The sequence below is a fragment of the Agrobacterium rosae genome (assembly GCF_002915175.1).
Classification (GTDB): Bacteria; Pseudomonadota; Alphaproteobacteria; order Rhizobiales; family Rhizobiaceae; genus Agrobacterium; species Agrobacterium rosae.
Genome location: NZ_NXEJ01000006.1, coordinates 454,600 through 474,251, shown reverse-complemented (window position 1 = coordinate 474,251; position 19,652 = coordinate 454,600). Strand labels below are relative to the sequence as shown.

General features: G+C 56.8%; 22 protein-coding genes. 13 read left to right on the top strand and 9 right to left on the bottom strand.

Annotated features, from left to right (window positions below; genetic code table 11):
- Positions 1–582, top strand: coding sequence for a GIY-YIG nuclease family protein (locus CPJ18_RS13570; RefSeq protein WP_197710901.1), 582 nt, complete (start codon positions 1–3; stop codon positions 580–582).
- Between the two features lie 225 nt (positions 583–807).
- On the opposite strand, the gene CPJ18_RS13565 is transcribed toward CPJ18_RS13570, so the two are convergent.
- A complete protein-coding gene (locus tag CPJ18_RS13565) occupies positions 808–1,074 on the bottom strand; it encodes an SEL1-like repeat protein (protein WP_077122273.1) in 267 nt (88 codons plus the stop codon).
- Between the two features lie 504 nt (positions 1,075–1,578).
- On the opposite strand from CPJ18_RS13565, the gene CPJ18_RS13560 reads away from it, so the two are divergent.
- A complete protein-coding gene (locus CPJ18_RS13560) occupies positions 1,579–1,917 on the top strand; it encodes a DUF2147 domain-containing protein (RefSeq protein ID WP_103659133.1) in 339 nt (112 codons plus the stop codon).
- Between the two features lie 195 nt (positions 1,918–2,112).
- Positions 2,113–4,023: a PhoX family protein gene (locus CPJ18_RS13555; RefSeq protein ID WP_103658913.1), complete on the top strand. Its 1,911-nt coding sequence runs from the start codon at positions 2,113–2,115 to the stop codon at positions 4,021–4,023.
- Between the two features lie 77 nt (positions 4,024–4,100).
- Here the strand turns inward: CPJ18_RS13555 and CPJ18_RS13550 are convergent, their stop codons facing one another.
- Entirely contained in the window at positions 4,101–4,337 is a 237-nt protein-coding gene (locus tag CPJ18_RS13550) for a hypothetical protein (protein WP_244554252.1), read from the bottom strand.
- Between the two features lie 198 nt (positions 4,338–4,535).
- Here CPJ18_RS13550 and CPJ18_RS13545 point away from each other — a divergent pair, with 198 nt between their 5' ends.
- A complete protein-coding gene (locus CPJ18_RS13545) occupies positions 4,536–5,693 on the top strand; it encodes an esterase (protein ID WP_103658911.1) in 1,158 nt (385 codons plus the stop codon).
- A 123-nt stretch (positions 5,694–5,816) separates the two neighbouring features.
- Here CPJ18_RS13545 and CPJ18_RS13540 read toward each other — a convergent pair whose 3' ends face one another.
- Entirely contained in the window at positions 5,817–6,050 is a 234-nt protein-coding gene (locus CPJ18_RS13540; RefSeq protein ID WP_103658909.1) for a hypothetical protein, read from the bottom strand.
- Positions 6,051–6,183: 133 nt separating this feature from the next.
- Positions 6,184–6,603: a GNAT family N-acetyltransferase gene (locus tag CPJ18_RS13535; protein ID WP_103658907.1), complete on the bottom strand. Its 420-nt coding sequence runs from the start codon at positions 6,601–6,603 to the stop codon at positions 6,184–6,186.
- A 130-nt stretch (positions 6,604–6,733) separates the two neighbouring features.
- On the opposite strand from CPJ18_RS13535, the gene CPJ18_RS13530 reads away from it, so the two are divergent.
- The 5 genes from CPJ18_RS13530 to vapC all read left to right on the top strand — a co-directional run bounded on the left by CPJ18_RS13530 (position 6,734) and on the right by vapC (position 9,841).
- Positions 6,734–7,255, top strand: a complete 522-nt coding sequence (locus CPJ18_RS13530) for a P-loop nucleotide/nucleoside kinase family protein (RefSeq protein ID WP_103658905.1) — start codon at positions 6,734–6,736, stop codon at positions 7,253–7,255.
- Between the two features lie 134 nt (positions 7,256–7,389).
- Positions 7,390–7,560, top strand: a complete 171-nt coding sequence (locus tag CPJ18_RS26605) for a hypothetical protein (protein ID WP_167397881.1) — start codon at positions 7,390–7,392, stop codon at positions 7,558–7,560.
- 98 nt (positions 7,561–7,658) lie between these two features.
- A complete protein-coding gene (gene amn / locus CPJ18_RS13525; protein WP_103658903.1) occupies positions 7,659–9,164 on the top strand; it encodes an AMP nucleosidase in 1,506 nt (501 codons plus the stop codon).
- Positions 9,165–9,227: 63 nt separating this feature from the next.
- A complete protein-coding gene (locus CPJ18_RS13520; RefSeq protein ID WP_103658901.1) occupies positions 9,228–9,455 on the top strand; it encodes a type II toxin-antitoxin system VapB family antitoxin in 228 nt (75 codons plus the stop codon).
- Positions 9,452–9,841, top strand: coding sequence for a type II toxin-antitoxin system VapC family toxin (gene vapC, locus CPJ18_RS13515; RefSeq protein WP_103658899.1), 390 nt, complete (start codon positions 9,452–9,454; stop codon positions 9,839–9,841). The genes CPJ18_RS13520 and vapC overlap by 4 nt, the downstream gene beginning before the upstream one ends.
- Here vapC and CPJ18_RS13510 read toward each other — a convergent pair.
- On the bottom strand, positions 9,827–10,744 hold the full coding sequence (locus CPJ18_RS13510; RefSeq protein ID WP_103658897.1) for a lysylphosphatidylglycerol synthase domain-containing protein: 918 nt from the start codon (positions 10,742–10,744) through the stop codon (positions 9,827–9,829). The genes vapC and CPJ18_RS13510 overlap by 15 nt on opposite strands.
- Positions 10,745–10,955: 211 nt before the next feature.
- Between CPJ18_RS13510 and CPJ18_RS13505 the strand changes: the two genes are divergently transcribed.
- Complete coding sequence (locus tag CPJ18_RS13505; protein ID WP_103658895.1) at positions 10,956–11,963, top strand: glycosyltransferase family 2 protein; 1,008 nt, start codon at positions 10,956–10,958, stop codon at positions 11,961–11,963.
- Between the two features lie 4 nt (positions 11,964–11,967).
- On the opposite strand, the gene CPJ18_RS13500 is transcribed toward CPJ18_RS13505, so the two are convergent.
- From CPJ18_RS13500 to CPJ18_RS13490, 3 genes are all read right to left on the bottom strand, one after another.
- The gene (locus tag CPJ18_RS13500) at positions 11,968–12,438 is read right to left on the bottom strand and encodes an OsmC family protein (RefSeq protein ID WP_103658893.1); all 471 of its coding nucleotides are present in this window, start codon (positions 12,436–12,438) and stop codon (positions 11,968–11,970) included.
- A gap of 5 nt (positions 12,439–12,443) precedes the next feature.
- Positions 12,444–13,814 carry an aspartate aminotransferase family protein gene (locus CPJ18_RS13495; protein ID WP_103659132.1) on the bottom strand — a complete coding sequence of 457 codons (1,371 nt, stop codon included), beginning with the start codon at positions 13,812–13,814 and terminating at the stop codon, positions 12,444–12,446.
- A 117-nt stretch (positions 13,815–13,931) separates the two neighbouring features.
- Entirely contained in the window at positions 13,932–14,843 is a 912-nt protein-coding gene (locus CPJ18_RS13490) for a diacylglycerol/lipid kinase family protein (RefSeq protein WP_077106164.1), read from the bottom strand.
- Positions 14,844–15,076: 233 nt separating this feature from the next.
- Here CPJ18_RS13490 and CPJ18_RS13485 point away from each other — a divergent pair, with 233 nt between their 5' ends.
- The 3 genes from CPJ18_RS13485 (at position 15,077) to CPJ18_RS13475 (ending at position 18,695) form a co-directional block, all read left to right on the top strand.
- The gene (locus tag CPJ18_RS13485; protein WP_103659131.1) at positions 15,077–16,324 is read left to right on the top strand and encodes an MFS transporter; all 1,248 of its coding nucleotides are present in this window, start codon (positions 15,077–15,079) and stop codon (positions 16,322–16,324) included.
- A 418-nt stretch (positions 16,325–16,742) separates the two neighbouring features.
- On the top strand, positions 16,743–18,113 hold the full coding sequence (mgtE, locus tag CPJ18_RS13480; protein WP_103658891.1) for a magnesium transporter: 1,371 nt from the start codon (positions 16,743–16,745) through the stop codon (positions 18,111–18,113).
- Positions 18,114–18,242: 129 nt separating this feature from the next.
- On the top strand, positions 18,243–18,695 hold the full coding sequence (locus CPJ18_RS13475; RefSeq protein WP_103659130.1) for a GNAT family N-acetyltransferase: 453 nt from the start codon (positions 18,243–18,245) through the stop codon (positions 18,693–18,695).
- 56 nt (positions 18,696–18,751) lie between these two features.
- Here CPJ18_RS13475 and CPJ18_RS13470 read toward each other — a convergent pair whose 3' ends face one another.
- Positions 18,752–19,588, bottom strand: coding sequence for an undecaprenyl-diphosphate phosphatase (locus tag CPJ18_RS13470; RefSeq protein WP_103584664.1), 837 nt, complete (start codon positions 19,586–19,588; stop codon positions 18,752–18,754).
- Between the last annotated feature and the right edge of the window lie 64 nt (positions 19,589–19,652).

Sequence of the window (19,652 nt, the reverse complement as noted above, 5' to 3'; positions counted from 1 at the left end):
TTGGCCGTCGATTTCAATTATCGCAAAGCTGCCGTCAGAGCGCTGACAAACCGGATCGGCGTCTATGTGCTCGCTGATCTGGACAATGTGCCGATCTATGTCGGTCAATCGAAAGACGGCATCAGAGCGCGTGTTTCCAGACACTTAACATCTGCGCGTTCGGACATCATCGCCAATCGCCAGATTGATGTCTGGGAAATCGCTTATGTCTGGGCCTATCCCGTTGAAGACAAGAGCGAAATCAACGACCTCGAAGCAATCCTGTTTCATCATTTCGACCCGGTGTCCCAGTTGATGAATGGCACATTGCCGCGCAGCCCTGCCGCGCTTCCCGATCTGCCCGCCCCCGCGCAAGTCGTTCAGGTGATGAGCGATGACGAGATCAACGACCGCAAACAGCCTGAACAAAGGCTCCCGCGCCAGGCAAATCACTATGCGGAAATTGTCGATCATTTTCTGACGGTCAAAAACTCCAGCCAGATTGCCCGCGCCATGAACGCGCATTTCGAGCGGTTGAAACGCTATCACGCGCTGTTGCTTGGCAAGGCAGAAACCGACCCGGCAGACAAGGACGACGGCTAGAGCGTTCACCAGCGTCGGACCCTGGAGATGGGCAAACAAAAAAACCGTGCCAGCCTTGTTTCTGCCGGTCACGGTTTGATGTTTTTCAGCGTGGATCTGAGCTGTCCCTTTGCGGGAGTATTCTTTTTGTGGCCGGCCGGGACTGGAGGAACCAGCCGGAGAGAATGGCGGTCTTTTGACCGCTCTGTCTTTTTGTGTGGCGTCGGTTGGTCCGATGCTCGATTGTTAATGCGTGGTCATCCAGTCGCGGGCGGCACGCAGTGCCTTCGCGAGGTCTGCCTTGTTCATGTTGCGGGCCAGATCGGCACGCAGCGACGCTGCCCGGTCCGAACCCTTGATGGCGGCGATGTTGAGCCACTTGTGGGCAGCAATGAGGTCCACCGGGCAGCCACGGCCTGTCGCGTAGATCAGACCGAGGTTGCAGAAGACGTCCGCACGGCTTTGGCCACCGGCAACTGCCATTTCGATATCGCGAACTTCAAAGCGTGCCATTTTTCTTTATCCTGTTTGCCCGTTAGCGTTTTGTCTGCGCTCCTCTTCGGGAGCTTTCCGGTTCAGGCCTTACCGTCTTCTGCGGCTTGTTCTGACCTTTTCCGTCGGCAGGTTTTCCCTGCTCTTTCGATGTCCCCACTATGCCAAACGGGCTTCAACGGGCGCTTAAAATCCATGATTAATAGGGGACAAACAAAGTCCAAACGATTGGTAAAGTTGGGTTTTTGTTAAATATGACAGGCCCCGGAAATTAAGGACTTTGCAGACAATTTTACGAAAACTTTACGGTTGGATTTCAACCCTTTCGTAACCACGTCTCGACTTGGGATTTTTCGACCCCGATTTTTTCGAGCCCCCGACCCCGGAAAAAACAGCGAAATTCCCGTCCGGCATATTTCCTTTTACGTTCACGTCAATTATAAATCCTGGCATTCGCATGAGGAGTTGCGAGCACTGAGACCTGATTTGACACAGGTTTCCGCCAAGCTGGATTGGGAGGTCCATATGAAGAGAATCATGATTGCAGCCGCAGCCGCGTTTTTGATCGGCAGCAGCGCCTTCGCCGCGGAAGCGATCGAGGGCAACTGGAAGACGGCCAGCGGCGAAACCGCCGTCATCGCCCCTTGCGGCTCCGCCTTTTGCGTCACGCTTAAAACCGGCAAGCACGCTGGAAAGCAGATCGGCAAGATGAGCGGAAACGGCAACAGCTATTCCGGTGAAATCACCGACCCCGCCAATGACAAGACCTACAGCGGCACCGGCACCGTTTCGGGCAGCTCGCTCAGCATGAAGGGCTGTGTGCTGAAGGTGCTGTGCAAATCCCAGACGTGGTCGCGTCTGTAATCAGCACGGCATGGACTGAGCGCGTGTTTACAGGCGGGTTGAACCCCGCCTGTATTTGTTTGACGCCTCATTCAGCATTACTTTTGGTTGCAATATATGCGTTAAATCGAATTTTATCCGTCATATCGCTGTAATAAACCCTCTTTAGTTGCCTTGTCTGGAATTATTCCAAACTGCGAGCCGACGGAGAGCGCTATGACAAAGATCGACACGAGCAAATTGAGCTGGGACGAGTGGGATGAACTGCAGAACACGCCCCCTGCCGTGACGGATTTCGACCGTGTGGTCGAATCTGCGATTTCGCGTCGCGGTTTTCTTGGTGGCGTTCTGGCCTTTGGTTCTGCAGCTGCCGCTTTGGGCACGCTCGGCAATCTGGCATCGTCGACATCCGCGCAGGCACAGGAAGCAGCCTCGCGCTTCCCATTCAAGCCTATCGCTGCCACCACTGACAACACCATCCATGTGCCTGAGGGTTACAGCTGGAAGCCAGTCGCCAAGTGGGGCCAGCCGCTGTTTCCCAACGTGCCGGATATCGATCCGGTGAAGGGTGTCAGCCTTGAGAACTCGGACAAGGTTTTCGGCGAAAACACCGATGGCATGGAGCTTTTCGTTGTCGGCAGCCATCAACTGATTGCCGTCAACCATGAATATGTGAACAACGAGACCAACCTACCCCACCGCGAAAAAGGCATGCCTGCCAATCTGGACGAGGTCAAAATCCTCCAGCACATGCAGGGCGTGACCGTTATGGAAGTGGCGGAAGGCAATGATGGCTGGCAGATCGTCGTCGGCAGCCCGTTCAACCGCCGTATTCACCACAACACGCCAATGAAGCTTTCCGGCCCCGCTGCTGGCTCCGAACTGGTCAAGACCAAGGCCGACGCAAACGGCATCGACTGTCTTGGCACCTTCAACAATTGCGGCGCGGGCCGCACGCCGTGGGGCACCTACCTGACCTGCGAAGAAAACTTCAACGGCTATTTCGGCTCCACCGATGCTGCTTTCAAAATGCCTGACGATTACAAGCGCTACGGCATCGCTGCCGAAACCCGTTACGGCTATGAGTTGTTCGATGAGCGCTTCGACGTTTCCAAACACCCCAACGAGCCGCGCCGCGCCGGTTACGTTGTAGAAATCGATCCGTCCAACGCATCGTCCACACCCATCAAGCGCACAGCCCTTGGCCGCATCAAGCATGAGAATGCCGCTGTCGTCATCGCGCGTGATGGTCGCGTGGTCGTTTATATGGGCGATGATGAACGTGGAGAGTTTCTCTACAAGTACATCTCCAACGGCATTTATGTGCCGGGTGGCGATACATCCAAGCTGCTGGACGAAGGCACGCTTTACGTCGCCAAGTTCACCGATGACGGCAATGGCGAGTGGGTGGCGCTGACGCCAGAATCGACAGGCATGAAGATGGACGAGATTTGCGTCTTCACCCGCCAGGCCGCCTCAAAGGTAGGTGCCACCACCATGGATCGCCCGGAATGGGTGGCCATCAACCCCGTCGCCATCGAAGCCTATTGCGCGCTGACCAACAACACCAATCGCGGCGTCACGAAAGACGGCAAGCTGCGCGCCAATGGCGGCGGCGATGCCATGGCTCTCAACGCCGCAAACCCGCGCGAAAAGAACGAATACGGTCAGATCGTGCGCTGGTATCCTGAGAATGACGACCATGCCGACGCCAAGTTCAAGTGGGACCTGTTCTGCATGGCCGGCAATCCTGATGTTCACAAGGATGCCTATGCCGGCTCCTCCAACATCAATTCCGGCAACATGTTCAACTCGCCCGATGGCATGATGTTCGATTCGACTGGCCTCTTGTGGATTCAGACAGACGGCGAAGACAGCAATGACGGCCAGTATGCCAGACAAGGCAACAATCAGATGCTGGCAGGCGACCCCGTTACCGGTCGTATCGAGCGTTTTCTGACGGCACCGAAAGGCTCGGAAGTCACCGGCCAGACATGGTCTGCCGACAAACGCACCCACTTCGTCGGCATCCAGCACCCCGACGCCCCCTTCCCGGATGGCGAAGGCAAGCTGCCGCGCTCGGCCCTCATTGCCGTCAAGCGTGATGACAACGCCATGATCGGCTGATTGCCGCACTAAACATAAAAAAGGCACCGCTTTTGCGGTGCCTTTTTTGATTTTGCTTCAAGCGTCTTAAAGACCTCTTAGAGCCACTGCGTACCATCCGCCGACTGGCAGCCATAAGGTGGCAAAACATTGCCGAAGGTCTGGTGCAGCTTATCGCAACCCCATTTGTTGATCGGGCCTGGCATGCGGCTGTTCAGCTCGATACCGACTTCGTTGTACGGGCTATCCGTATTCGTCACGTAGCTGTACCAGCGGAAGCCGACCATCAGCACGACGGCAATCAGCACAGTTGTAAGCACCTGGATAATTTTCACTTTATGTCCTTAAGCGTCATATGCGTCTTTAAACCCGCGCCCTCGGCAATTAAACGAAACAGAGGTGATCTTGCGCAGGTGGAAACAGCTCCTAAAGGTGAAAACCCAATTCATCAACATCCTCATGGAGTTGAAAGCGCCTGCGGTATCTGCCACTCTCGAATCGGGAGACTTTTTTATGAATTGGAGGAAATTTCCATGCGTTTATTTTTACCTTGCATCATCGTGGCAAGCTGCATCATGAGTGCGCCCGTCATGGCTATTGAGTTGCCCGCGTCCCCACCGGCAGACCGGCCCTTGAACGAGTTCGTTACATCCGTCGAAAAAGACGGATCGATCAACTTCCGCCTCTTCGCGCCCTCTGCCAAGGCCGTCTCCGTGGTTCTCGGCACCAATGCGCCAGTGGAGATGAAGCGCGCTGATAACGGCGTCTGGAGCGCCAAGAGCGATGTGCTGAAGCCCAATCTCTATGAATATTATTTCAACATAGACGGCTTCCGCAGCATCGATACCGGCACCAATTATCCCAAGCCGCAGCGGCAGGTGAACACCAGCCTCATTCTCGTGCCCGGCAGCATTCTCGATGTGCGCGATGTGCCGCATGGCGAGCTTCGTCTTGTCACCATCCCATCGAAAGCCTTGAAATCCCAGCGCGCGACCTATGTCTACACGCCGCCGGGCTATAGCGATTCCTCTGAAGCGCTGCCCGTCATGTATCTCTACCACGGCTTTGGCGACACGGTTGCCTCGTGGGTTGCCCAGGGCCGCGCACCTGAGATCCTCGACAATCTCCTGGCTGAGAAGAAAATCGAGCCGATGATCGTGGTCATTCCCGATACGGAAGCCGATATTCCCGACGCCATCGCTGAAAACTTCCCCGGTGCCGAGCGCCGCAAGAACTTCTACCCCATCAATGCCGATGCCATCGACCGCGAGCTGGTGGAAGACCTTATCCCCTACATGAAGCAGCACTATAAGGTGCGTGACGACGCAGACGGCCGCGCCGTGGTCGGTCTCTCGCAAGGCGGCTACCAGTCCCTCGTTTCCGGTCTCACCCACCTCGGAACCTTCGGCTGGGTCGCCACCTTCAGCGGCGTGACTACCACCACTGTCCCCAACAAGGCCGTCGATGCCGCGCTGAACGCGCCCGAGACAATCAACAAGGCGCTGCGCAACCTCACCGTCACCGTCGGCACCAAGGATGTGGTCACCGGCAAGGACATAGCTGGTCTTAAAGCCACGCTGGACGAAAAGAAGATCGCCCACGATTACCAGGAATACAAAGACCTCGGCCATGAGATGGACGTCTGGCGGCCTTCTTTTGAGGCGTTTCTGACGAAGGTGTTCAAGAAGTAAAGTTCAACTGCACCCGCCGCCTTGTTCTTGAAAGGATGAGGCGGCGGTATTCTATCCAAAGACCGAAGCGTTATTCGGTCATGGGCGTTGCTATCACTGCAACCTCAGCTGCTCAGGAACGTATCACGGGCCTGTATATTTCACCGTCACGCCGCGCTGCCGAAAATAGGCCTGCATCAGCTTCCGGCCAGAACGGTTGTTCTGCACCAGCTTGGCCGGGTCGAAGACGGCCTCTTTCAAACCTTCCCGCGCCAGAGCTGCTTTGAGAGTGGCGATGTGCACGTCGATGTCGGCATTATCCGCCTGGAGCGATTCATAAATTCGGCTGGTCGCATCTGCTACGCTAGGTTCGCTCACGGTTACACTCCTGTTGTTATTTGGCTGGCGCTTACCACACTTTTCGCCTTGTCCTCAATTTTGATGCGAATGTCCACGTCAATAGGCAACACGGATTACGGGGTTGCGTTCGACATTGGGCCCTTGTCGCTGCCTAGCGTTTGACGCGAAACGCCATTCCGAGCGATCGTGGTGCGGTCTCCACAAATCCAAATTTCTCATAAAGCTTGTTGGCAGGAACGTCAGCGATTAGGCTGACATATGCGGTCGTAGGCAGCTCGTTCGAGACATAGGTCATGATCGCATCCATGATGGATTTTCCGAGCCCACGTCCCTGATGCTCGGGATGAACAGCAATATCCACGACTTGAAAAAAGCAGCCACCGTCGCCGATCAATCGGCCCATCCCAACGGCCAATCCATCGCGCATAACCATGACGGAATAGATCGTTCCAGACAGCCCTGCTCTTGCGGCATCCGCGGAAAACGCACTCAGACCCGCGATCGCGCGAAGGTGCAGGTACTCCTCGACCGAGGGCAGTCTTGATATGGTGGCGTATTCGGCTTGCTTCATTTGTATCCCCGCCTTTTCTGACTTGCAGACCTTAGAGACTGTCTCCGTAAGTTCAAAGATCGCTTCTGGCCGACAACGATCATGAAAGTGAGACGGAGATGGAATACCCTCTTCAAAAATGAGGTGTCCGATGCTGATTATTTTCGGTGGCTTGCCTGGTTCTGGAAAAAGCACCATTGCCCAAGCTTTAGCGCTCAGATTGCAGGCGACTTACCTGCGGCTGGACACCATAGAGCAGGCCATACGTTCTTCTGCTTGTTTGGCAGCGGGAGCTGAGGTCGGGCCTGCGGGATATGTTGTTCTTTACAAAATGGCCGCCGACAATCTTCACTTGGGTCGCACCGTTATCGCCGACTCCGTCAACTCTATTGAAATCACGCGTGCTGCCTTTCGGGCTACGGCAACTGAGGCGAATCGGAAGTTCATCGAAATCGAAGTCACCTGCTCTGATAAAATCGTTCATCGGCATCGGGCCGAAAGCCGAATTTCGACCATTGAGGGCCTGATCCCACCGACGTGGGAACAGATAGAAGCACGCACATTCGAAGCATGGGCTCCCGACCTTCGTATCGATACGTCGCTGCTTTCCGTGGACGAGAGCGTGCCGGAAATCACGAACCGTCTGAAACAGGTCGACACTGAGCAAATCTAGCCGCCGACTTGTTCATCCTTCCCCATTAACCACCCTGAACCCCACATGAACCCAGCCCTCAGCGTCGGTTCAGTCCCACTGTGGCAATGTCGTGTTCAACATGAGGGAAAACCATGACACGGAGGGGAATGGATATGACAATATTGGTTCGGCGCTTTACGATCATCGTTCTGTTGATGGCAATTTTCGCGATGTCTTTCGCAGCTTTGGTGGTTAACCCCAATCGCAGCTTTCAGCGCGTCAACGTCGGCGCATCCATTGCCTGCCAGCACAGCCTCTCCAACCATTGCTCCATGACGTTGTAAACAGGGCAGGTTTGGCCGAGACGGATGTTTTTCACGTCTTTTTCAAACGCACATATTTCTGTCGCTTGCCTGTCGAAATTGGCTCTCTATAATGGGCCATGACAATAGCAAAGCACACAATCTCGCACCTCGCCTTCATCACGCCCGAGCCATTTGCGCCGCAGACCTTTACCGATCCGGTAGCGGCGGTGGATGCGTTGACGGCGCTTTATGAGCGCAACACGAATTTCCTCATCAAATCCTTCACCGATCTGGCGCAGGGCGCGCCGATCGAGGGCCGTTACCGCGCCTGTTATCCGCAGGTCAGCATCGAGACATCCAGCTTCGGCCATGTCGATTCGCGCCTGTCTTACGGTCACGTGACCTCGCCCGGCGTCTACACGACGACCGTCACCCGCCCGCAGCTTTTCCGGCATTATCTGAAAGAGCAGCTTGGCCTTCTGATCAAGAATCACAGCGTTCATGTCACGGTTGCCGAATCGGCCACGCCCATTCCGCTGCACTTTGCATTTGGCGAAGGTGCCTTCGTGGAAGCCTCCGCTGCATCCTCGCTTGCCGATGTGCCGTTGCGCGATCTATTCGACACGCCTGACCTCAACAACACCGATGACCTGATTGCCAATGGCGAATATGATCAGGTGCCGGGAGAGCCTGCACCGCTTGCACCCTTTACCGCCCAGCGCATCGATTATTCGCTGGCGCGTCTCAGCCACTACACTGCCACCAGCGCCAATCATTTCCAGAACTTCGTGCTGTTCACCAACTACCAGTTCTACATCGATGAGTTCGCCACATGGGCGCGAAAGATGATGGCGGATGGTGGTGAAGGCTACACGGAATTCGTGGAGCCCGGCAACATCGTCACGCTGGCCGGGTCCGACAGGCCGATCACGGACATGACCCTGGGGCGCGTGCCGCAGATGCCCGCTTACCACCTGAAGAAAAAGGGCCATGCGGGCATTACGCTGGTCAATATCGGCGTCGGGCCTTCCAACGCCAAGACCATCACAGACCACATTGCCGTGCTGCGCCCGCATGCCTGGCTGATGGTCGGCCATTGCGCCGGTCTTCGCAACAGCCAGCGTCTTGGTGATTACGTGTTGGCCCACGCCTATGTGCGTGAAGATCACGTGCTGGATGACGACCTGCCGGTCTGGGTGCCCATCCCGGCTCTGGCTGAGGTGCAGCTGGCGCTCGAAAGTGCAGTGGCGGAAGTCACTGGCTATGAAGGCTTCGAGCTCAAGCGCATCATGCGCACCGGCACCGTCGCCACCATCGATAACCGCAACTGGGAGCTTCGCGATCAGGCAGGCCCGGTCAAACGCCTGTCGCAATCGCGCGCCATCGCGCTCGACATGGAATCGGCCACCATCGCCGCCAACGGCTTCCGCTTCCGCGTGCCCTACGGCACCCTGCTCTGCGTGTCCGACAAGCCGCTACACGGCGAGTTGAAACTGCCCGGTATGGCAACGGAATTCTACAAAACGCAAGTGTCCCAGCATCTGCAAATCGGCATTCGCGCTGTGCAAAAGCTGGCGGCCATGCAGACGGAGACGCTGCATTCACGCAAGCTGCGCAGTTTTTACGAAACGGCGTTTCAGTAGGATTTGCGGCAGGTATCGCCTTGGTGTATGATTTAGGGAATTGATACACCAAGGACGGTTGCCATGCGCACGAATATCGAAATTGACGACGCATTGATTGCCGAAGCAATGGAGTTGAGCGGCTTGCCAACGAAAAAGGCGGTTGTTGAACTCGCTCTAAGAGAGCTCATCGAATATCACAGCCGAAGAAAAGCCTTGGATGAGCTGACAGGCATGGGGTGGGATGGCGACCTTGATGAGATGCGGAGTGGCGGCGACTTAAAAAGCCATAATCAACACGCTGCAGAATGATCGTTGTTGATAGCTCAGTCTGGATTTCGATCTTAAGTGGAACAACAACTGCACAAACGGAAAAGTTTCGTGCGATTCCACGCTTGAGAGATATCCTGTTAGGCGATGTCGTGTTGCTTGAAATACTTCAAGGCGCGCAAAGCCACCAGCATGCTGCAAATATGCAAGCACGAATGACTAAATTTCAGGTCGTTTCTATGCTGTCGCCTGAGTTAGGCATCAAAGCAGCGACGCATTATCGTCGGCTACGTCAACTCGGAATCACTATCAGAAGAACCACCGATCTCATCATCGGCACCTACTGCATAGAACACGATCACGCCCTGTTGCATTCCGACCGGGATTTCACACCTATGGCAGAACATCTGGGCCTACGCATCGCCTGACGACTTCCGCACCCGCACGAACAGCGCAAGCGCCGTGCCGATCAGCGACGATAGTATCACCAGCAGATGCACGTTGACGGCTGCCTGCCCCAGCGACGACAGCGCAGCTTTATCCGTCGATGCCCCGAAACCGATGGCCCCGGCTGTGATGCCCGCCGGGTAGCTTCCGACGCCGCCGGGGGCGTGAACCGGAAGCACGGAGGATAGCTCACCGCCCAGCGCACCGCCAAATCCTGCGGGCAGGTCTATCTTGCCCATCAGCACCAAAACCCAGGCCAGAACCGCGATCTTGACGAACCAGTTAATGATGGTTGCACCCCATGCGCGCGTGAAGGCGCGGCCATCCACGGGAAGGCCCGCATGCATTTCGTGGATGATGCCCTGCGCTTTCTTCGGCGCGATGCGCCGAGCCAAGTCGAAAAAACGGTGTCTGACAACAAAGGCAATGACGGGCAGAGCCAAAAATATGGCCCACAGAACCCAAACCGTCAGCGAGTGCTTTTCCAACGCAAGCCCAACGCCTGCCGCCGCCAGAAGCGCGTGCAGATCGAAAAGCCGCATGACAAGCAGAGCAGATGTTCCCCGCGCCAGTCGGACGTCGAATTCCTGTCGCATCAGCAGCGGAAAGCTGGTTTCACCTGAGCGGAACGGCAGCATGATGTTGAGCAGATTGTGGATTTGAACAAGGCGGAACAGGCGCGCGAACTGGGCTTGCGTTTCCTTTGGGAAATAATCGTAGATACGCCATGTTCTCAGGACGTAGGTGGACAAGAGAAGCGCGAGCGCGACACAGATGGCTCCGAGCCCGGCCTTCTGCCACAGCGCAAAAATCGTTCCCCAGCCCCACATCCAGCTGATGAACGCGGCATAGACGGCAACCACGAAGGCCGTGACAATGGTCATAGAGTGCCGTGCGAACCGGGAAGGCTTCAATTCAAATTCCAATCACATCCCATTGCGGTTTCATCTCCGCATATCGTTCGCACTATTCTCTTTACTCGGCTTTGCAAACAAGAGCTTCCAGCGAAACTTTGTGGTCTTTGTTGAAAATGCGGGAAAACGTCGCTAGGACAAGGCGCGAAATCCAGCTTCACAGACAAACGGAAACATTGCCGTGCCAACATCTGCCGCCATTTTAACAGACGTTCTTGCGGCAGACGCATTGGAGCTTTCACTGGTCGTACCTATTTTCAACGAGCAGGAAAGCGTCGGGCCGCTGATCACACGCATCATCGAAGCCATGGCGAACTACCAGTCTGCCTGGGAACTCATTCTGGTGGATGACGGCAGCACCGATGCGACGATCGTCAACGCTCGCGCGTTTCTGCAACAACCCAACTTCGATCTCAAGATCGTCGCCTTGCAGCGCAATTTCGGCCAGACGGCCGCCATGCAGGCCGGCATCGATGCCGCCAAGGGTCGCCTGATCGCCACGCTCGACGGTGATCTTCAGAACGATCCTAAAGACATTCCCATGCTGGTTTCGGAACTGGAGCGGCGCGAACTCGATCTTCTGGTCGGCTGGCGCAAGAACCGTCAGGACGGACTTTTTCTCCGCAAGATTCCGTCCTGGATTGCCAACCGGCTGATCGGAAAGATCACCGGCGTTCGCCTGCATGATTATGGATGCAGCCTGAAAATCTACCGCTCGTCGATCATCAAGCAGGTCAAGCTGACGGGTGAGATGCACCGCTTCATCCCGGCCTGGGTGGCAAGCGTCGTGCCCAGCACCCGCATCGGCGAAATGCCGGTCACCCATCATGCCCGTCAGTTCGGTGCCTCGAAATACGGAATTTCCCGTACTTTCCGGGTCATTCTCGACCTTCTGTCGGTGATGTTCTTCATGCGCTACAAGGCGCGGCCCGGCCACTTCTTCGGCTCTCTGGGGCTTGGGCTGGGTGCACTGGCAGGTGTCATCATGACCTACCTGTTCATCGACAAGTTCATTCTCGGCAATGATATCGGCACGAGACCCATGCTCATGGTCGGCGTCGTTCTGCTGCTATCCTCCGTGCAACTCATCACCACGGGCATTCTGGCGGAGATGATTGCGCGGCTTTATTATCGGGATGATTTGACGCCGAATTACATCGTGCGCGAAACCTTTGAGCAGCAGAAATAACCCGTCACTTCGTTTCCACAGACGCTTCCACGCGGATCGGGAAATTCACTGAATTGGCTATAAAGCATTTCTCATGAGCTTCTTCGTGCAGTTCAAGTGCTGTCTGCGGGTCACCCTTGGAGATGGTGACGATGGGCTTCAGCACGACTTCGGTGAAGTGCCCTGCCCCGTCCTTCGCAAGCACCATCGTGCCTTCCGCCGCGTCCACATAATCGGTCACGACGACGCCTGAGACGGCGCAGAAGTGCAGATACCATAGTTTGTGACAGGCGGAGACGGAGGCAAGCAGCAACTCTTCCGGGTTCCACCGGGCCGCATCACCACGAAAAGCGGGGTCGGAGGAGCCTGCGATGTCGGGTTTTCCGTCTGCCGAAATCACATGCGAGCGGTCATATTCGCGGTAACCCGATGTGCCGGTGCCTTTGTTACCGGTCCATGTGATCTGGACCTTGTAGTGATGCTCATGCTCTGCCACGTCTTTTACGTCCTTACTGTTTGCGCCAAGTGGTCCAGCCCCTTGCGCAGCGTCTCGATGATCTGATCGACTTCCGACCGGCTGATCGTGAATGCGGGCGACGCTAGCATCCGGTCGCCCGTGGCGCGCATGACAAGGCCGTTTTCAAGGCAATGATTGCGAACCAGGGTGCCGATATCATCAGGCTTGTCGAATCGTCTGCGCGTTGCCTTTTCCGCCGTTAGTTGCAGCCCGCCGATGAGGCCCACACTCACCGCCTCGCCCACCGTCTCATGGTCCAGCAGACTTTCCCAGCCCTGGCGGAAATAGGGGCCGATATCGTCGCGCACACGCTCTACCAACCCATCATCTTCGATGATGCGCAGGTTTTCCAGCGCCGCCGCCGCGCAGACGGGATGGCCGGAATAGGTGAAACCGTGGTTGAAATCGCCGACCTTGGTCAGCATCACCTCGGCCACACGGTCCGAGACCAGCACACCACCGATGGGCAGGTAACCTGATGACAGTCCCTTTGCCACCGGTGCCAGATCCGGCTCATAGCCGAAACGCTGGTAACCGAACCATGATCCCAGCCGCCCGAAGCCGCATATGACTTCGTCCGACACCAGCAGAATGTTGCGTGCTTTGCAGATACGGGCAATTTCCGGCCAGTAGGTTTCCGGCGGCACGATGACCCCGCCTGCCCCCTGAATGGGTTCGGCCACGAAGGCGGCGACGTTGTCCTCGCCGAGTTCATCGATCTTGGCGTCCAGCTCGCGCGCTACCTTCAGGCCGAATTCGGCTGGTGTCAGATCGCCGCCCTCGGCATACCAATAGGGCTGACCGATGTGGGAGACACCTTCGATGGGTAGGTTGCCCTGCTCGTGCATCCACGTCATGCCGCCCAGCGAGGCACCCGCGACGGTGGAGCCGTGGTAACCGTTCCGGCGCGCAATGACCTGTGTCTTGGTCGGGTGGCCCAGCGCCTTCCAATAAACGCGCGTCATGCGAAACCACGTATCCGTGGCCTCGGAACCGGAGTTGGTGAAGAAAACATGGTTCATATTCGGCCCGGTATGGGACACGATCTTCTGCGCCAACAGTGTTGCAGGTGGCGTGGTGGTACCGAAAAAAGCGTTGTAATAGGGGAGCTCATTCATCTGCCGGGAAACGGCATCGGTGATTTCTTTTCGACCATAACCGATGTTGACGCACCACAGGCCGGCGAAAGCATCGAGATATTTTTTGCCGGTGCTGTCGTAAATAAACACGCCTTCGGCGCGCTCGATGATGCGGGTGCCGGATGCGTTCAGCTTGCCCATGTCGGAAAAGGGATGCAGGTGATGGGCGGCGTCGATGGCGGCGAGGTTCGATATCGTCCCGGCATTATCGTTCATCGCGTCATGCACTCCCATTGGCCTTGATGGGATCAGCATGGCGGGCGCGGCAGCATTTTGCAAGGCCGCCGCGACATCGCACACATGTCTTTGACGACAGGCACCTAGCCAACAATATCAGAGGCTTGAGAAATCTTTCGGTACGATGACCTTCAGTTCGCCCGCGTGAATTTTAAGCGCGACATCACGCTTCATCGGCAACAATTCGCCATCCATCACGCATTTCACGTCACCGTGCCGCTTTGGAAAATGCAGGTCGACATTCGTCACCGCCATGGCTGTCACCGCCGCATTTTCCTTCAGCTTGCCGCGCAGAATATCGATGGCAAGCCCCATGACGCCTGATGGCGTCAAAGCGTCGGCGATATAAAGGCCGAGCTTTCCCTGCGTGATATCGTCGGCGACCAGAAGCGGGCTTTGTCCGAATTCGTTGTTGGAGGCGGAAATGGCACAGGCGCGACGATGCTGGGTTTTTCCATCTACGGTAAATTCCATATCGAATTTCGGCGGATTGAAGACAACGCCAATGGCAGCACGAATATTCGCGCGGATTTTGCCCAGCCGCGACGCATATTCCATCTTATCCCGGTAACGCACCATGCGCGCATGAAGACCTGCGGAAAACTGGTGCACGAAGGGGCGACCGTTGGCGCTGGCGATGTCCACATTCTGTACATGGCCTTCGGCCAGCGTATCGACCGCCTGCCATATGTCGAGTGGTAGTTTCAGCGACCGGGCGAACAGGTTCATGGTACCAGCGGGAACCACGCCCAGCGCGATACCGTGCTTCCAGGCGATCCCTGCGGCTGCCGAGATCGTGCCATCGCCACCGCCTGCAATCAGGCCATCCAGCCCCTTGTCATCGGCGGTTCGCTCCATCTCGGTCACGATATCCTTGCCGGAAACCAGACGGCATTCGATTTCGTGACCTGCATTTTCGAAAACAGTCTGCGCATGTTTGCAATAGGCATCCATGTCTGTGGTTTTGAAGGTACCGCCATCGCGGTTAAAGATCGCCACCAGCTTCATATGCTTATCGAGCCCCCGTTACACGCAAAGCGCGACCCTAAATGAAATAGAGAGGTTTCCGTTCCGTACACCTTTGCGTGAGTCGAGCATTTTACAGAATCAGATACTACCGCGACGCACAAATCCATGATATCAGTCAAGATAAGGTCATTTTGGTGACCACATACCTCCAGTCAGGGCAAGGCCGAGACCTCGGTCTTGTCCTTTTTTTCTTCGTTCCCTTCGCAGAAATCATGACCCACACACATCTCTCGGAAAACCGCCCTGATGCGGACGTCGACACCGTTGCGCCATTGCCTGCAACAGCACTCACCCCTCTCTCCATCGCCCTCATCGAACTTGCGCTTGCCGCCGGTGGTTTTGGCATAGGCACGGGTGAATTCGCTATTATGGGCCTGCTGCCGGAAGTTGCGACGACCTATGGTGTCACTGTACCGCAAGCTGGCTACGTCATTGCGGCTTATGCGCTGGGTGTCGTCATCGGTGCACCCATCATTGCTGTGCTGGCAGCGCGCATGACCCGGCGTGTGCTTCTGCTGGCGCTGATGGGTGTCTTTGCGGCGGGCAATATTCTCAGCGCCATTGCGCCTGACTTTGCCACCTTCACGGCACTGCGCTTCATCACCGGTCTGCCGCATGGTGCCTATTTCGGTGTAGCCGCATTGGTGGCCGCTTCCATGGCCCCCATCCATAAACGCGCCCGCGCCGTTGGCCGCGTCATGTTGGGCCTCACCATCGCCACGCTGCTCGGCACGCCGCTTGCCACCTTCTTCGGCCAGATGTTCTCCTGGCGCGCCGCCTTCATGATGGTCGGTGGCATCGCACTTTTGACGGTTGCGCTGCTGTGGTTCTTCCAGCCACGAGACAAGGTGCAGGAAGGTGCCAGCATCTGGCGCGAACTCGGCGCTTTCAGGCGCGTACAGGTCTGGCTGACATTGGCGGTCGCATCCGTCGGTTTCGGCGGCATGTTTGCCGTGTTCAGCTATATCGCCAAAACCACCACCGATGTCGCCATGATGCCGGTTGCCACGGTGCCCATGGTTCTGGCCCTGTTCGGCATCGGCATGAATGTCGGTAACGTTGTCGGCTCACGCATGGCAGATTACTCGCTCAACGGCACGATTGGCGGCATGCTGGCTTTGAATGTGGTGCTGATGGCGCTCTTCGGCCTTACTGCGCACAATCCCTACATGCTGTGCATCTGCGTCTTCTTGATCGGCTGCGGCTTTGCCGCCTGCCCTGCCGTGCAAACACGCCTGATGGATGTCGCCGCCGACGCCCAGACGCTGGCCGCCGCCTCCAACCACTCCGCCTTCAACATCGCCAACGCACTCGGCGCATGGCTTGGCGGCGTCGTCATCGCCATGGGTTATGGCTACGCATCGACGGGATATATCGGTGCTGTCCTGTCGTTGGGCGGGCTCGCTGTCTTCTGTGTCGCGGTGGCGCTGGAACGGCGCGAGAAGGCCTTCGCTCGATAAGCATCGACTGGTGGCATCGGCCACCTCCCTCATTCCTGTGCCTGTCACAGGAATCCAGTCGCCGCGCGTCTGCGCGGCGGAGAGAAGTCTTTTCAGCCCAAGGACTTGGGCTGACTGGATTCCTGTGACAAGCACAGGAATGAGGGCGCAAAATATGCACGCCATTCACCACACATCTACCTTGCCAAAATTTCATATTTGGCCCGCTTGACTTGGCCTTTTTTCAGGCGCAACAGATATCTCATGCGCAGGTCAAAACCATCGATCTGGCGCAGATATCCACGGAGCATCATTAGATGTCTAGCGACAGTAGTAGTCGATTGCCTTTGCCGAGACCGGCGAGACGCGCACTGATCTGACACCTGTCGGCTCACCGCGTTCCGTCGAAATCGGCGGATCGACTCGAAGGTGAGCAATCATGAACTTTCACAACCTCTCCCAAAGAGCCAGCAAAGCTGCACGTCTTTTTAGCAGCAGCATCGGCCCCACCACCATTGCAGAACGCGTCGATCAGTTGAACGCTCTCGACGTGCCCGAAGCCGTCGACGCTCTGCTGAAAATGTCCCAGCCAAAGGCCGTGGCAGTTCTGGACCGCCCGGAACTGCACCATGCTGCAGACATCATTGCCCATATTCCGCTGGAACAGGCAGCCCGTTTCGTCAACCTGATGTCGGATGACCGCGTTGCGGACGTCATGGCCGACATGGACGACGAGCCACGCGCCAAGCTGTTTTCCAGGCTGGACCGCGCAACGGCAACCGCCATACGCCACCTGATGACCTATCCGCCCCGCACCGCCGGCTCGATGATGACGACGGAATTCGTCAGCGTGCCGGACCGCTGGACGGTGGAGCAGACGCTTGCCCATATTCGCATCGTCGAGCGGTCGCGCGAAACGGTCTATGCAATCTATGTGCTGGCTGAAGATGGCACATTGGCCAAGGTCGTTACCCTGCGCCGTCTGGTCACGGGTGAGCCATCGGCTTCCATCCTCACCGTCGCATCCAAGGAAGGTATCACCTATGCCGATCCGCTGATGTCACAGGAGGATGTTGCCCGCCTCATCCGCAAGCATGACCTTCTGGCCATGCCTGTGGTGAATGAGCACGCCCACATTCTCGGCATCGTCACTGTCGATGACGTTATCGACACCATGATTGCCGATACGACGGAGGATGCGCACAAGTTCGGTGGTATGGAAGCGCTCGGCAAGCCCTATATGTCGATGGGTTTTCTCGACATGATCCGCAAACGTGCCGGCTGGCTGTCTGCCCTGTTCCTCGGCGAAATGTTGACGGCCAGCGCCATGCAGCATTTCGAGGGCGAGCTGGAAAAGGCCGTGGTGCTGACGCTGTTCATTCCGCTCATCATGTCATCGGGCGGCAACTCCGGTTCGCAGGCAACGTCGCTCATCATCCGGGCCTTGGCACTGGGCGAATTGAAACTGTCCGACTGGTGGAAGGTGCTGCTGCGTGAACTGCCCACGGGCCTGACACTAGGCGCAATCCTCGGTGCCATCGGCTTTCTGCGTCTGACCGTATGGCAACAGGCTGGCTTCTACGATTATGGCGATCACTGGCTACTGGTCGGCTTCACCGTCTTCTGCGCCCTCATCGGCATCGTCACCTTCGGCTCGATCTGCGGCTCCATGCTGCCGTTCATCCTGCAACGCATGCGCCTCGACCCCGCCAGCGCTTCGGCACCCTTCGTGGCAACGCTGGTGGATGTCTCCGGTCTGGTAATCTATTTCTCGGTGGCGCTGGCCATATTGAGCGGGACTTTGCTTTAAGTGGGATCACGACGAAAACCGGCCGCATCCCCTTGTGGCCGGTTATTTTCAAAACCCGACCTCTTGTTTCGCCTTTCCAAAAGCTTGTAACCTTCGCTTGCGACTATGATTCAAACAAAGGACGGGCTTTTGCAGATTTCCAACCTCCGACAACATCCAGCATTTGCCGACACGATAGCGGATCGCGGCTGGCACGCATGGTGGACGGAAAGCGGCGTCCCGCTCGAAGACTACCGTGCCCACCTCGACCCGATGCTTGAAACAGACGGCATTCCCGCAGCACTCGTCGCCCACGACGACGACCGCTATATCGCCTCGGTCCTCATCATCGAAAACGATCTGGATGAGCGCCCAGACTACACCCCATGGATAGCAGCCCTGTGGGTGGAGCCCGATTTCCGACGACAGGGCATCGCCGCGCAACTGATCGCCAGCAGCAGGGAGTACGCAGCCCAACGCGGCCACGAGACCTGCTACCTCTGCGCAACGGCCGATAAGCGTGCCTATTATCTAAAGCAGGGTTTTGCGCTTCTGGAAGAAGATGTGGCAGGCTTGGATGTGTTTAGTATTTCGAGCGGTTGAGGGCCACGCCGCTAATCAACGGCATGACCAGATAAACGATATTCAGAAGCGTTGCCTTACGCCGCGCTGATCGTACCCGTGCCCAGCAGCGCCAGCAACACCACGCCGATGACGATGCGGTACCAGACAAACGGCATGTAGCTTTTGGTCGAGACCAACTTCAGGAAGACGACGATTACGGCGTATCCCACGATGAAGGATATCAGCGTTGCCAGTGCGGTGGGTCCCCAGCCGACCGGATTGACCTGGCCGATGCTTTTGTAGAGCTGATAGAAACCGGAGCCAAACACTGCGGGAACGGCCAGCAAGAAGGAATAGCGCGCAGCTGCCTCGCGCGTATAGCCCAGCAGCAGGCCTGCCGTGATGGTGCCGCCGGAGCGGGAAACGCCGGGGATGAGCGCCATGGCCTGTGCGAAACCGAACAGGATGCCGTCGCGCCAGATGAGCTTGTTGAGCGGGTACTTCTTTTTGCCGATCTTATCCGCATAACCGAGGATGATACCGAAGACGATCAACATGACAGCGGTGATGTAGAGATTGCGCAGCGAGGTTTCGATGGCATCCTTGAACAGCAGGCCAAGCAGCACAATCGGCACAGAGCCTATGATGATGAGCCAGCCCATGCGTGCATCTGCGGCATCGTAGCTGCCGCCGAGGCGCAGGTTCTGGCGAAGCCAGGCCATGGCAATCCGCATGATATCTGACCAGAAATAGACCAGCACCGCCAGTTCGGTGCCGATCTGAATAATGGCGGTGAAGGCGGCACCCGGGTCTTCACCCGTCCCTAAGAACTCTCCCGCGATCCGTAAATGCGCGCTGGAGGAAATTGGCAAAAATTCCGTAAGACCTTGAATAAAACCGAGAATCGCGGCCTCGATCCAACCAATACCCATGCTTGTCGTCCCTGACTGAGAATCACTGCCGCGACGCTATGAAGCAATCCGGGCAGTTCCATGT

What these genes read in the sequence shown, in the direction of transcription:
- CPJ18_RS13565 (WP_077122273.1), bottom strand. Translation starts at nt 1,074, where the DNA reads ATGGCACGCTTTGAAGTTCGCGATATCGAAATGGCAGTTGCCGGTGGC.
- CPJ18_RS13560 (WP_103659133.1), top strand. Translation starts at nt 1,579, where the DNA reads ATGAAGAGAATCATGATTGCAGCCGCAGCCGCGTTTTTGATCGGCAGC.
- CPJ18_RS13555 (WP_103658913.1), top strand. Translation starts at nt 2,113, where the DNA reads ATGACAAAGATCGACACGAGCAAATTGAGCTGGGACGAGTGGGATGAA.
- CPJ18_RS13545 (WP_103658911.1), top strand. Translation starts at nt 4,536, where the DNA reads ATGCGTTTATTTTTACCTTGCATCATCGTGGCAAGCTGCATCATGAGT.
- CPJ18_RS13535 (WP_103658907.1), bottom strand. Translation starts at nt 6,603, where the DNA reads ATGAAGCAAGCCGAATACGCCACCATATCAAGACTGCCCTCGGTCGAG.
- CPJ18_RS13530 (WP_103658905.1), top strand. Translation starts at nt 6,734, where the DNA reads ATGCTGATTATTTTCGGTGGCTTGCCTGGTTCTGGAAAAAGCACCATT.
- CPJ18_RS26605 (WP_167397881.1), top strand. Translation starts at nt 7,390, where the DNA reads ATGACAATATTGGTTCGGCGCTTTACGATCATCGTTCTGTTGATGGCA.
- amn (WP_103658903.1), top strand. Translation starts at nt 7,659, where the DNA reads ATGACAATAGCAAAGCACACAATCTCGCACCTCGCCTTCATCACGCCC.
- CPJ18_RS13520 (WP_103658901.1), top strand. Translation starts at nt 9,228, where the DNA reads ATGCGCACGAATATCGAAATTGACGACGCATTGATTGCCGAAGCAATG.
- vapC (WP_103658899.1), top strand. Translation starts at nt 9,452, where the DNA reads ATGATCGTTGTTGATAGCTCAGTCTGGATTTCGATCTTAAGTGGAACA.
- CPJ18_RS13510 (WP_103658897.1), bottom strand. Translation starts at nt 10,744, where the DNA reads ATGACCATTGTCACGGCCTTCGTGGTTGCCGTCTATGCCGCGTTCATC.
- CPJ18_RS13495 (WP_103659132.1), bottom strand. Translation starts at nt 13,814, where the DNA reads ATGAACGATAATGCCGGGACGATATCGAACCTCGCCGCCATCGACGCC.
- CPJ18_RS13490 (WP_077106164.1), bottom strand. Translation starts at nt 14,843, where the DNA reads ATGAAGCTGGTGGCGATCTTTAACCGCGATGGCGGTACCTTCAAAACC.
- CPJ18_RS13485 (WP_103659131.1), top strand. Translation starts at nt 15,077, where the DNA reads ATGACCCACACACATCTCTCGGAAAACCGCCCTGATGCGGACGTCGAC.
- mgtE (WP_103658891.1), top strand. Translation starts at nt 16,743, where the DNA reads ATGAACTTTCACAACCTCTCCCAAAGAGCCAGCAAAGCTGCACGTCTT.
- CPJ18_RS13470 (WP_103584664.1), bottom strand. Translation starts at nt 19,588, where the DNA reads ATGGGTATTGGTTGGATCGAGGCCGCGATTCTCGGTTTTATTCAAGGT.